This is a genomic window from Bacillus solitudinis, from assembly GCF_002797395.1.
GTDB classification, from domain to species: Bacteria; Bacillota; Bacilli; order Bacillales; family Bacillaceae_D; genus Halalkalibacter_A; species Halalkalibacter_A solitudinis.
Genome location: NZ_KZ454943.1, coordinates 12263 through 24612 on the forward strand (window position 1 = coordinate 12263; position 12350 = coordinate 24612).

General features: G+C 36.2%; 13 protein-coding genes. 3 read left to right on the plus strand and 10 right to left on the minus strand.

What is annotated here, in order from left to right; genetic code table 11:
- Window positions 1-2: 2 nt before the first annotated feature.
- From CEF19_RS00060 to CEF19_RS00080, 4 genes are all read right to left on the minus strand, one after another.
- Window positions 3-1376, minus strand: a complete 1374-nt coding sequence (locus CEF19_RS00060; RefSeq protein ID WP_100404191.1) for an aspartate aminotransferase family protein — start codon at window positions 1374-1376, stop codon at window positions 3-5.
- A 473-nt stretch (window positions 1377-1849) separates the two neighbouring features.
- A complete protein-coding gene (locus CEF19_RS00065; RefSeq protein WP_100404192.1) occupies window positions 1850-3097 on the minus strand; it encodes a DUF5667 domain-containing protein in 1248 nt (415 codons plus the stop codon).
- A gap of 228 nt (window positions 3098-3325) precedes the next feature.
- Complete coding sequence (locus CEF19_RS00075; RefSeq protein WP_100404194.1) at window positions 3326-4201, minus strand: DMT family transporter; 876 nt, start codon at window positions 4199-4201, stop codon at window positions 3326-3328.
- A gap of 137 nt (window positions 4202-4338) precedes the next feature.
- Entirely contained in the window at window positions 4339-5061 is a 723-nt protein-coding gene (locus tag CEF19_RS00080; RefSeq protein ID WP_100404195.1) for a glycerophosphodiester phosphodiesterase family protein, read from the minus strand.
- A gap of 97 nt (window positions 5062-5158) precedes the next feature.
- Here CEF19_RS00080 and CEF19_RS00085 point away from each other — a divergent pair, with 97 nt between their 5' ends.
- Entirely contained in the window at window positions 5159-5554 is a 396-nt protein-coding gene (locus CEF19_RS00085; RefSeq protein ID WP_100404196.1) for an Hsp20/alpha crystallin family protein, read from the plus strand.
- A 128-nt stretch (window positions 5555-5682) separates the two neighbouring features.
- On the plus strand, window positions 5683-5919 hold the full coding sequence (locus CEF19_RS00090; RefSeq protein ID WP_100404197.1) for a DNA alkylation repair protein: 237 nt from the start codon (window positions 5683-5685) through the stop codon (window positions 5917-5919).
- A gap of 239 nt (window positions 5920-6158) precedes the next feature.
- Here CEF19_RS00090 and CEF19_RS00095 read toward each other — a convergent pair whose 3' ends face one another.
- Window positions 6159-7331, minus strand: a complete 1173-nt coding sequence (locus tag CEF19_RS00095) for an alpha/beta hydrolase (protein WP_100404198.1) — start codon at window positions 7329-7331, stop codon at window positions 6159-6161.
- A 528-nt stretch (window positions 7332-7859) separates the two neighbouring features.
- On the opposite strand from CEF19_RS00095, the gene CEF19_RS00100 reads away from it, so the two are divergent.
- Window positions 7860-8111, plus strand: a complete 252-nt coding sequence (locus CEF19_RS00100; protein WP_100404199.1) for a YuzF family protein — start codon at window positions 7860-7862, stop codon at window positions 8109-8111.
- Window positions 8112-8219: 108 nt separating this feature from the next.
- On the opposite strand, the gene CEF19_RS00105 is transcribed toward CEF19_RS00100, so the two are convergent.
- From CEF19_RS00105 to CEF19_RS00125, 5 genes are all read right to left on the minus strand, one after another.
- Entirely contained in the window at window positions 8220-8522 is a 303-nt protein-coding gene (locus tag CEF19_RS00105) for a HesB/YadR/YfhF family protein (protein WP_100404200.1), read from the minus strand.
- A gap of 287 nt (window positions 8523-8809) precedes the next feature.
- Window positions 8810-9730, minus strand: coding sequence for a chemotaxis protein (locus CEF19_RS00110; protein WP_100404201.1), 921 nt, complete (start codon window positions 9728-9730; stop codon window positions 8810-8812).
- Window positions 9731-9952: 222 nt separating this feature from the next.
- On the minus strand, window positions 9953-10717 hold the full coding sequence (locus CEF19_RS00115) for a SurA N-terminal domain-containing protein (RefSeq protein WP_100404202.1): 765 nt from the start codon (window positions 10715-10717) through the stop codon (window positions 9953-9955).
- A 256-nt stretch (window positions 10718-10973) separates the two neighbouring features.
- Window positions 10974-11258 (minus strand): iron-sulfur cluster assembly accessory protein, encoded by a 285-nt coding sequence (locus tag CEF19_RS24405; protein WP_100404203.1) that lies wholly within the window; start codon window positions 11256-11258, stop codon window positions 10974-10976.
- A 65-nt stretch (window positions 11259-11323) separates the two neighbouring features.
- Complete coding sequence (locus CEF19_RS00125; protein ID WP_319830089.1) at window positions 11324-12283, minus strand: dipeptidase; 960 nt, start codon at window positions 12281-12283, stop codon at window positions 11324-11326.
- Window positions 12284-12350 lie beyond the last annotated feature (67 nt).

The following is a 12350-nucleotide window of genomic DNA, read 5'->3' on the forward strand; positions in this document are numbered from 1 at the left end:
TCTTACACCTCCTGGACTAAGCAACTATTAATCGACGCTTCCGCTTGCTTAACTGCATCTAGAAAGATCGTACTAACGGTATCTATTTCATCAGCTGTTATAATCAAAGGCGGCAAGAATCGAATAACACTATTATGACGACCACCAAGCTCAATAATTAATCCCCGTTTGAAACACTCTTGCTGGATGCGACTCGCTAATTTCGGGTGAGCTAGGTCATTTTGTCCTACTCTGTTTACCACATATTGTTTATTAACAATTTCAACTCCAATCATAAGTCCTCGGCCTCTAACTTCACCAATGCAATTCGTTTCGGCTTGAATTCCCCTTAACTGAGAAACCAGACGAGAACCCATATCTTCAGCATGTATGACTAAATCATTTTCTTTTATGTATTTAATCGTTGCTGTTCCAGTTGCAAAGGCCATTTGATTACCTCGAAACGTCCCCGCATGTGCACCAGGATTCCATGTATCTAAATCTTCGTTATAGACCACAACTGCTAAAGGAAGCGATCCCCCAATTGCCTTTGAGAGGACGACAACATCTGGGGTAATTCCTGAATGCTCGAAGGCAAATAACTTACCTGTCCGTCCGAATCCTGTTTGAACTTCATCAATAATCAGGGGGATCCCTTTTTCCTTTGTCATTCTTCTAATTTCCCGTACCCACATATCCGGTGCTGGAATGACACCACCTTCTCCTTGAACAATTTCCATAATCATTCCAGCAGGAGGGACGATTCCACTTTCAGGATCATCTAAAAGCTGTTCAATGTATGTTTGACCGATTTCGCATCCTTCTTTTCCACCAACCCCAAACGGGCAGCGGAAATTATATGGAAACGGCAAAAAATGGACATCTGGCATTAGACCAGTGATTTGTTTCTTCGGCCCCAAATTCCCCATCAAGCTCAGTGAACCATGAGTCATCCCGTGATAGCCACCTTGAAAAGCCAGCATGCTTCTTTTCCCAGTTGCCGTTTTGACTAACTTAAGCGCAGCTTCTACAGCATCAGATCCCGATGGTCCACAAAACTGAATCCGTGCTTTTTTAGCAAACTCATCTGGTAAACTACAAAATAACTCCTCAACAAATTCTTCTTTTACAGGTGTTGTTAAATCTAAAGTATGTAATGGTAACTTATCATCCAAAACTTTCCTAATCGCTTCTATGATGACAGGATGATTGTGGCCTAATGCTAATGTTCCAGCACCACCTAAGCAATCAATAAACACTTTACCTTCCACATCAGTTACATAAATCCCATTTGCTTCACGGATTGCAATTGGGATACGGCGCGGATAAGAACGAGCATTGGACTCGCGCTTTGCTTGGGAATCAAGATATTGTTCATTTTTTGAGTAATACGTCATTTGGATCCCCACTTTCTTGATTTAGATATGATTAAATAGCTTTGCTACTTGTGTAATTAATGAAAAACCAATTAATAGTGGATTTTCCGATAGGCAACTATCTCCTCTAATTCATTTCACATTCTGTAGCTAGATTTGAAATTCATTTTATTGATACTGATAATCAATATCAATAAACTCCCTTCGTATGCATCTTATTAAAAATGATAATCATTGTCAATTAAATTTACAAATTTGGTCTTTTCGTCCTGTTTTATATTCTTTTAACATTTATCTAGCGAAAATAGCAGTAAAAAAGCTTTATTACCATCGAATTAGTCACCCGAATCAGTCACCTTTTTAGGCCACTAAATTTTAACGAAACGTGCTCCCTTCTCCTTCAACAGACCGAAAAAAAAGAGGGTGTGCCATAAGGTCATTTTTTGACCTTATGGCACACCCTCAGCAATGGGTGAAGTCGCTATTTCTTTTACTTAATTGCCTTTACCATTCTCATTATTTTGCTTTTTTGTGTCTTTTTGCTTACTCTCTTTTTCCTTCTTTACTTCTTTTATATTTTCTTCAGCCTTCTTAACTGCTTCTTTTGGCTTCTTAACATTTTCATGTTGCTTTTCTTCAACTTTACCTTTATTGTCGCTTTTTTCTTTCTTAGCTTTATCTTTGTTGTTGCTTGCATTTATTCGAACGTCTTTTTCTGCTTTTACCGTCTCGTCTTCAACTTCTTCTTCTATAAGTTCTTCAGTTTCTTCAGTTTCTTCAGTTTCTTCGGTTTTTTCGGTTAATTCTTCCTTATGTTCATCCGTTTCTTCAGTATACTCATCTGCTTGTAGTTCATCAGATGCCAACTCTTCTTCGTTAACTTCTGTTTCTTGTAGCTTGGCTAACCTTTTATTGATTTTCTTTTCAAGTTTTTCTTGCGCCTTTATAATGTTTTTTTGTAAAGACTCTTTTGCTTGAGGATTTTCTACTTTATCTAAAGCAGCTTGTAGAGCAAGGATGTTCGAAGAAAATTTTGCTTCAAGGTCCTCGCGAATCAAATCTAGTTGCCCCTCTTCTTCTGTATCTTCAACGTTTTCAAAATCTGCATCTTCCTCTTCTTGCGTATCTTCAACGTTTTCAAGATCTGCATCTTCCTCTTCTTGCGTATCTTCAACGTTTTCAAGATCTGCATCTTCCTCTTCTTGCGTATCTTCAACGTTTTCAAGATCTGCATCTTCCTCTTCTGTTGTTTCCTCAGAGTTTTCATACTTAACTAAAGCTAACTCCTGTTGCTCGATAGCTTTTTGAAGAACCTCGTTAGCTAAATCATCTTTCCCCTCAAGAATTAGGGCTTCTGCCTCTTTGATACGCTCTTGAGTAAACACAATCAGTAATTCTGCTGTTTTTACATCTTCAAACGTCAAAGCAAGTTGTACGTTCTCTATTATTTTTTTAGTGAAATACAAGAAATCACCGGGAAGCAGCGAAGGAGTATCTACTACCACGTCTACATCGGCATCATTACCTAATTCAATGGAATCTTCAACTACTAATTCATCTATAGAAGTTTCATATTCTAAAGATCCCTCTGTTGTTTCCTCAACTTGATAGTCCGCTGCTAGCTCATGGTTATTGGCATAAGCATGTCCAGTTACCGAAGTAAAGGCTAAAGCCGTTACAATCACACCAGGAGCTAAGACATTACGAACATTTTTACTGAAAAACATTTTACTTTTTGACATAAAAAAATCCCTCCAAAATTATATTTACAGTAGTCTTTACGAAGCGACTTTGTTTTTTTGGGGGGTGCTTTTTAGTTTTTTTAAAAAAATTTATAAATTTCAATGTGTTGCTAATATAATTTAGGAGAATAATATTCAACATGCCACAACATTTAATCTCTGGAATGATGATTACCATAGGGCCACCACCGCGGAAATCACGACTTTCTGTCAACGAAGGAACCACCGTTACCCCTTAGTTGATTCCAAGTTTCGTCTCCTATTCACAAAGAAGATTCCAATTAATATTAAGACACCCCCTACTAATGTTGAAAAATTCAGTTGTTCATTCAGTAATACCCAACCAAAGATAACACCAAATAAAGGAGCAAGAAACAAATAGGCGCTTACTTTTCCAGCGTCTTCTTTCTGTAAAAGGAAAAACCAGATTGCAAATTGAATAATGGAAGCCATGATTGCTAACCATAAAATAATAAAAATGGAGAATGGAGTAAAAACTAGTTTGACTTGTTCAAATAAGAAACTACCTATTAATAATAAAATACCTCCAAACAACATCTGATAAGCAGTTAAAACCCATATATCAAAAGAAGAACCCCATTTTTTAAACAATAATGTTGCTATAGCCCAGGAGATAGCACTTAATATTCCAAAAAAAGTTCCTATTTCTTGAATATGTAAACTAGCACCTAATGTTATAAATACGCCTAAAAAACCTATCAATACGCCTAACCATTGAATAGAATGATATTTAATACCCATAAAAATCGTTCCAAAAATAACCACGAGCAAAGGATTGGTGAAAGTTAAAATAGACGATTCGCCAGCCGTTATTGTCCGTAAACTTAAAAAGATAGGTCCCATCACACCTGTTGTTTGAAATGCACCAACAGTTATAATTTGCAACCACTCCCTTAATGTTGTCGGAAAGGTCCGTTTCAACGAAATAACTATGACCATCATTAACAGACCTGCAAGCGTGAATCGTAAACCAACTAAAAGCAAAGGTGAAATATAGTTCAACCCTATCTTACCGACAGCAAATGAAGAACCCATTAAACTTGTTGTGATGACTAATAATAGAATAAACCATATTTTATTCATGTTTTCCGGACTCCATTCTAAAAACTCATTACCAGGTTAAAAAGGTTTAACCGCTCAAATCAAAATTTTCATTCTCCTTATTAGAGCGTTACTTTTCCTTTACGAAAACTAATAAGTCCACGAGTTCTGATGACCATTTATTGATGTGGATGGAATCGTTCGAAAATGACATTATCAAACTCTGCTAGAGCTTGTTGATATTCTTGCTTTGAGACGGCTGTCCAACACACACGGATAATTGCTGTATTTTCTCGAATGAATTTGGGGATATAGTTTGCTGAGTATAAATCATAATTAATAAAATGAGGTTGACTCATTTTTAAAAATAGCCATTTATTCCATAGAAGTTTTTGCTTCATGCTAAATGTCTTTTCTTTAGTTAAATCTCCTACTAGAAGTCCACGTATAACACCTGGAGAATTTTTTTTGAACCATCCTAGCGTAAATGGGTTAAACGACTGTATTGCATAATTACCAGAGTAAGCCTGCAATAATTCGTTTGTTTTTCTTTCCAAAGCACCTGCTCTTCTTTTATTTTTTATTTCGATAAGTAGAGGTACTTTTCCATTTATTTGTTCTAACACCTCTTCTAATAACGGAATTCTTTCCTTTGTATAACAGAGCTTTAAGTGTTGAATCTCCTCATAGCTACACTCAGATACGTTCTTTGATAAACCTGTCATACGTTTTAGATTTGCATCGTGAAAAACGACAACTTGTTGATCTTTCGTCAAACGAACATCTAATTCAATGGTAAATCCCTCTTCCACCGCCCGCAAAAAAGCTGGCATTGAGTTCTCAGGGCTGGTTTCAGTATGAAAGCCACGATGTGCAATAGGTACTGTCTTTAGCCATTCCATCAACGTTCACCAAACTCTCTCTTAAAAAATAAGAATATTTTTAGTCCTTATGTGACATGATAACATTAACAATACAAACTAGAAAAGGAGACCCATTATGACAATGTTTGAGTCACTTAACGATCTAAATTTAAAGCCCCTTCCAGTACCTTCTTTCGACTCTCAGACACTAAGAGCTGATATTCGTGAAACAGAAAGCGATATAATCGTAACGTTTGATGTTCCTGGACTTGAGAGCAATGAGGATGTCCATATTCATATTTTAAGTAAAAATACTCTTTCAATTAGCGGGACCATCAATCGTTCTTTATCAGACGAAGGGCGTTACCACCGCCAAGAGCGTTATATCGGAACCTTTCATCGCTCGGTGACTCTACCAGCACTTGTATCAGATGAAGGGGTACACGCGAATTACAAAAAAGGAATACTCGAAGTTAGAATGCAAAAACTCAACCACAATGAGCTTAAGAAAATCGATATAATGTTTCATTAAAAATAGTCATGGTCCTGCTATTAGTGAAAAGCTTGTCCTTTAAAGTAAGAAGAACTGTTTTAGAATGGCTAGCTCAATTTAATGACACATCTCTTTTGGGATACACTATTTAAAGAGGGGGCTTTCATATGACAGCCTATTTATGCCCAAATTGTAAAACGAACCGTTCACGTTTTAACCTTATCGAACAAGTTGTAACACCCGTAAAGTTAGACTCGAAAACAGGTGATGTTCTTAATCGATATGATAACCAATCGCTGGATCCGTTTCACATCCCTTATCGTGGTCCTGAATTGAGAGTTCAATGCGCAGCCTGTGGTTTAGTCGAAAATGAACAGACCTTTATTAAACACGCAGAAAAATAGGATTCAGCTTATTTGAAGTGACCCCTAAAAGTTAGACACGGTTATTTCATTAGACTTGGTAGGCATGAGTTCGGTACTATACAGGACTCATGCCTTTTGATTTATATACCCTTCACCCCTTCTAAATAAAGCTTTGCCGCACTCATTTTCTCTTTACTTGAAAATTAAGCCAGAAAAAAAGCACCTTCAAATTTTAGTTGTGGCTAAAATTCGGGGTGCAGTTCATTTATGCTAGGCTTCTATTTAATAAACGGAATAAAGGTAAGTGCCTTCTTACCTATTAGAAAGCTTCCGATTGCATATGCTTCAGCTTCTTCTTGAATTTGTTGCCTACCCTCTTCTACACCTTCAAATACATGAAGTTGATAAGACTCATAAGGAATGTCTTGTTTAAAAGCTTGATTCAAAAAGCTTGCCGTTTGTGATAAACCATGATTTCCCCGATACATTACCTCATAAAACGAGACAAATCCATGCATTACTCCATTATAGCGAATGGAACGGACAGGAACTCTATGTTCTGATAAACGTTTTGCATAAGCTTCACCCTCATCTCTTAATGGATCAAATTCTGCTGTAATGACTAATGCTGGTGGTAAGTTATATAAATGAGTAGCTTCTAAAGGTGAAGTATAAGGTAAAGCCCACATTGACTCATCGGGTGTATATAATTCACGAGCACGTAGCATGACATTTCGAGAAAGTAAATAATAGCCACTATCATATTCTTCTCTTGATGCAAAGTCGACATCTAAAAATGTTGTAAGCGGATACAACAATGCCTGAGCAGTAATATTTGGACCGCCTCTATCCCGAGACATTAATGAAACAACAGTAGCCAAATTTCCTCCAGCACTATCCCCAACTACAGCTATCCTTTCTGGATCTCCACCGTGCTCCTTTGCGTGGTCTCTCGCCCAAACAAGTGCATCGTAGCTATCCTCAATTGCAGCTGGAAAAGGATGCTTCGGCGCAACTCTGTAGCCAACAGCAATTACAATGCTTTTTGTTCGTCCTGCAAGGGAGCGAATGATATTGTCATGAGTATTAATACTTCCATAACCCTCCATGAAGGCGCCGCCATGATAATATATAATAACCGGGTATGATTCACCTTCAATAGGTTTGTATATTCTGAGTGGTATCTCGCCACCATCTGAAATAGGAATTGTTAGGTTTTCACGAGTATATGTTGCCTTGCCTGACTTTGCTAGAAAACTAGGTGGTTTCATATTAGCTGTCACTAAATTATTGTGAACAGCGTGTAGTAGCACCGCTGTTTTTGGAGGAACCTTACCAGCTTCTGTATGAGTCCAAGCTTGTACGGATATGATCACAAATAATGTTAAAACGATACAAGTTAAAGTTGTCACTAATGCAATCAACTTTAATTGTTTAAGTATTTTTTTCATCTAACTCCCCTCCCCAAAAGAAAAAAATCAGACTTTTTTGTATTTAATATTATTATATCAGAGAATAATGTTTTTCGTTATAGAATTTAAGATATTTTTTTATAATTTTTCACAATTGGTCAAAGGCACCTAAAATTAGGGAGCGCTTACATTATTGTTATAAGTTAATTAGATAAGGTAGTAACTCCGCTCATTGCTTAGATTGTATGTCATAAGGTCAAAAACTCACCGTATGCCCCACTTATCAACCATTCCTAGAATTACTTATTGCTATATAAAATTCATAAAAGAGAAAAATTATTTAAACATAGTAATTTATCCTCTATTTGGGAATCGGTAACTCAAGCCTTTCGAAAATCCGATTTAAATTCTTTGTGATATAGAAAGGCTTTTACAATGATGCCAAGCTAGAACGAAAAACTCCTCTTTGTGTAATAAATGAAATATAGCGAATTCTAGGTATTTACCCATACTCTTTAAGGATGCTTGCATAAAATATGATTGGTATTTATACAAGGAGGTACAAAAATGACTCATCCTTCAACTAACAAGCAATCATTACAGAATTCACCTAATCGACCGAAGATGGTCGCAAATGTTGATCCATTTATTGTTCAAACATTACAAACAATTAAAGGTTCAAAAGTTGTTGTTGAAACAAGTAGAGGAAGTGTTCGGGGTACACTTGCGGATGTAAAGCCTGACTATATCCTCCTTGAAGCCAGCAATGCCTCTTTTTTTGTCCGAATACAAGAAATTGTATGGATTATGCATTCCTAAAGGGTTCTTATCTATAATTAAGTATGTACACTACTGTAAATAAAGATAATAGAGGGGTTGTGTCATAAGGCCAAAAAATCGCCCTTATGACACAACCCCTCATAATTATTACACCGTTGGTTCTTCGTAAATAAATTCAATTTCATCCGTTTTACGACTATATTTTACTTTCAGGTTGTAATCTTTAAAAAACCATAAGTCCTCTTCTTCTACAAAGAATTTGATCCCGTCAACTTCTTCTAGTGCTCCTATTGTTGCAGGGGTATCTTGATTAATACCGAGTGAAAAACCGTTTTGTATCGATGCACATCCACCATACCGAGCGAAAAATCTAATATACTCATTCTCTCCGTTTAAAGAAAATTGTTCTCTAAACCAAGTTAAAGCTGGCTTTGTCACTTGTATATTCAATGTTTACACTCCTCTTACCTCATTTTCCATATGATACCAAATGTTGTTTGTTTTTGTCTAGGACAAGCCTTTTTTTGTTTCCTTTACGCAACTTTATTTCCTTAGGTGAATATTTTATTATTATAAATCTACAAGGAGATGTACTACATGCCCATTAAGAAAAAGACTCTACATTATGCTTTGCTATTGTGTAAACTTGGCATTATCACTGAAAAACAAAAAAACGAACTTTACTCAACTCCTGATAAAAAGTAAAGAGCCGGGCATGCATACCCGGCAACCTTCTTTTATTCATTACTAAGGATGAATTGATCAAGCATTTCAACAAGTTGTACAATTTCTGGTTTACTAATTTGGGCATCCGCACCAACAATTTCTCCTTTATGGAACAAATCATCTGTAATTAATGAAGAGAAAATTATTACTGGTACTTGATTTAACTCCGGTGATTCCTTGATTCGCCGAGTCAAATGGTGGCCGTCCATTTGTGGCATCTCAATGTCCGTGATAATAACATCGACTGTTTTCTCGACTTCATCTTTATCTTTTTCACTTATTTGTTCTAAATAGTTCCATGCCAACCGACCATTTTCAAAAAATGTTAATTGATCATAGCCAGCTTCTGATAAGGTATCCTGTAATAATTTGCGTAATATCGCTGAATCCTCCGCAATAACAATCCGCTTCAAAGATCGCTGACGTGGTCCCATTGCCTTAACTTTTTCAATGCTAAGCCCTGATTCAGGACTAATGTCTACAACGATTTTTTCGAAATCTAGAAGTAGCGCCATTCCTTCATCCATTTTTACAATACCAATGGTTTGGGCTTGCATCCCTTGAGAAAGTTCGCTAGGCTTTTCAATCTGTTCCCAAGAAATCCGATGAATTCTGGAAACGCTGTGAACATGAAATGCAACCTTCATCTTATTCAGTTCAGAGATAATAAACTTATCCGTTTCTGGCTGTCCAGAAGGGGGCATATTAAGTACTTTTGCTAAATCAACAACAGGTATTACTTCCTGTCTTAAACGGATTACCCCTTCCACATTAGGATGACCATTTGGTGTATCTGTGATAGGCAAAGGATTAATAATCTCTCGCACTTTCAACACATTTATACCAAACGTACTATGACCAATTGAAAACATCACGAGTTCTAACTCATTTGTTCCACTTTCAAGTAGTATATTACTTTTTGAATCGCTCATAAAACACCCTCCATTTTCAAGCTCTCTCATTCTAATAATGATTCATTACGAAATAATGATTAGTAATAGTTTATAGGAATAATGAATGAATGAGCAATAAAAACTTTTATATTTATCACTTTTTTCCTGTGAAGAAGTACCTTTTCACCGAGATATATGATGAAACAAACAAAAAAAGAAACCAAAAGAAATGCTTCCTCCCTTTGGTTTCCTATTTTTTTATTAAATATGGATAGTAATCTCACTATTTGCTTTTAGCTCTTCAATAAGAGCCATCATTTGCTCTTGTTGCTTTTGAGATTGAAGTTGGGTCTCCAACTCACCTTTATATTCTTCGAAAGTTGGAATTTCCGCTTCATCCGTTTCTGGATTTGAAGCGACCATTTCATCATAAGTTGAACGAAGTTCTTCTTCTGTAACTTCCGGCTCGTCCACATGTTCAGTCATATATTTTTCAACTTTGACTTGAACAGCTAAATCCTCACGAAATTCTTCTAATGTAAGATTTTCTGCTTTTAACGCTTCCTCAAGTTGTTCTACAGATTCAAATTGATATTGCTCTAACTGTGAATTTAGCTCTGCCTCAATTTCCTCTTCAGATGCTTTAATTCCTTGATCAGCTGCAGCTTGGACTAAAATTTCACGATTGACAAGCTGGTCAACCACTCCTTGCTTTATCATATCTAGCAATTCTGCTCCATCTTCACTAGCTAAATCCATTCCTTGAGCAGCGTACATGCTTGCTTCACGCTCTAATAATGAAATAAACAATTCTTTTTCAATATCTTGTCCATTTATTGTTGCAACGACTTCAGGAATATCCTCTGTATCTAAGCTTGCTTCGCTATCTTCTTCCGGAAGTTCCTCCGTTAGTGGCGCTTCCTCAGGAACAGTCTCATCCTCAACAGCTTCAGGTTCATCACCACAAGCCATAAGTGCAAACGAAAGCCCAAATATTAATATTCCTAGTCCGATTTTTTTCTTCATTTTTAAAATTACCCCTTTCAATTCTGCATTAAGATAATTGTAACATATTTAAATCCCTTGTTTTAGGTTAAGCATACCTTTGGAGGATGTTCAGCCTCATTTTTATGTAATGTTATGAAAAAAAATACAACCATAAAGCCCTTGTTTATAAAGTGTCTAGCTTGAAGTAATTATCAATCTTGAAAAACTTTGTAAAAACAAAACCATACAAAAAGGCAGTCCTTATTGTGATAAGTGACATACCTTTTTTGATTAATTAACAGCAATCTTGGCCGCTACCAACCATGACCAATCCTTCTCCTGTTTCATTTTTTTGAAAATCAAGAGTTAGATCATTTACATGAGAAACAACATTCTCTTCAAAAGCAACCTCGATGTCATTGATTATTTCACGCTTATCGGTTTCTGCCGGCTCATCCAGAGCTAGCCCTAACTTAGGACCTCCTCAACCCATACCGGCAAAAACAACACGAATTGTTTTTACTTCATGTTCTTTCATCGTTTCCATAATAAAGTCTCTAGCACGATCTGTAATATTCAATCTATTTCACCTCACTTCACTAATAAGTATAGCTGATTTTTAAAAGTTTTTCATGTCAAATGACTTTAACGTGGCACTAATCTTTTAAAATTCCCACCAGCAAATCCTTGAACGATATCCTCTGAAAAGTGCTTTTTTAACTCAGTTATAAGATTGTGAAATTGTCCTGAATGTTGCAAATTGTCCACATAGACTGAAATACCATCAAAATCAGATCCAAAACCTAAGTGATTCTCTGCCCCCAAACCACACATATAGTCAAAATGCGCAATGATATCAGATATTGTTGCTGTTTCTTTCCCTGTCAAAAACAAAGGATGAAAGACTATTCCAATATACCCGTTTTTTTCGACTAAAGCCTTTATTTGTTCATTTGAAAGATTCCTCGGATGATTACAAAGTGAAAAAGCGTTTGAGTGACTAGCAATTGGATAGTTTGCGATTTCAATAACGTCCCAAAATCCCTTCACATGAAGATGAGAGACATCTGTTAGAACATTACGACTATTGTTCAAATAAACCGCTTGTTTGCCTAATTCACTTAAGCCCGCACCTCTAGACTCCCCTACACCGTCTGCAAATAAATTTGCTTGATTCCACGTGATTCCAACAGATAAGACACCCAATTGATATAAAACCCTTAGCTTTGTTAAATCATTCCCTATTCCATCTAAGCCCTCAATAGTTAAAACTGCACCTACTTGATTATGATTCAATTTGGCTAAATCAGACCATTTTTTTATATGTTTCATGTCCGGAAACTTTAACATCGCCTCATAAAACAAGTCAATTTGCTCTAGTATCACTTGAAACTTCTGATCCTGAGGTATATACGGCTCTACAAATATAGCAAAGAATTGGACCTGCACATCCCCTGCTTTGAGGCGTTGTAAATTTGCATCAATATCAAGATCGTTTAGAAATGAACGATTTGGATTTTCCCACAGCTTTAACAGTGCATCACAATGCGTATCAATTATCGAAATCTTAATATAAATTCCTCCTACAAAATCAGGTTTGATTATTCACCATTTTTATTTCTTTATCATACATATAGAATAAAGTAAATGTTATGTTAGAATGGAGGGATTT

Coding starts and splice junctions, on each gene's coding strand:
- CEF19_RS00075 (WP_100404194.1), bottom strand. CDS start 4,201: ATGAATAAAATATGGTTTATTCTATTATTAGTCATCACAACAAGTTTA.
- CEF19_RS00080 (WP_100404195.1), bottom strand. CDS start 5,061: ATGGAATGGCTAAAGACAGTACCTATTGCACATCGTGGCTTTCATACT.
- CEF19_RS00090 (WP_100404197.1), top strand. CDS start 5,683: ATGACAGCCTATTTATGCCCAAATTGTAAAACGAACCGTTCACGTTTT.
- CEF19_RS00060 (WP_100404191.1), bottom strand. CDS start 1,376: ATGACGTATTACTCAAAAAATGAACAATATCTTGATTCCCAAGCAAAG.
- CEF19_RS00110 (WP_100404201.1), bottom strand. CDS start 9,730: ATGAGCGATTCAAAAAGTAATATACTACTTGAAAGTGGAACAAATGAG.
- CEF19_RS00095 (WP_100404198.1), bottom strand. CDS start 7,331: ATGAAAAAAATACTTAAACAATTAAAGTTGATTGCATTAGTGACAACT.
- CEF19_RS00115 (WP_100404202.1), bottom strand. CDS start 10,717: ATGAAGAAAAAAATCGGACTAGGAATATTAATATTTGGGCTTTCGTTT.
- CEF19_RS00100 (WP_100404199.1), top strand. CDS start 7,860: ATGACTCATCCTTCAACTAACAAGCAATCATTACAGAATTCACCTAAT.
- CEF19_RS00085 (WP_100404196.1), top strand. CDS start 5,159: ATGACAATGTTTGAGTCACTTAACGATCTAAATTTAAAGCCCCTTCCA.
- CEF19_RS00065 (WP_100404192.1), bottom strand. CDS start 3,097: ATGTCAAAAAGTAAAATGTTTTTCAGTAAAAATGTTCGTAATGTCTTA.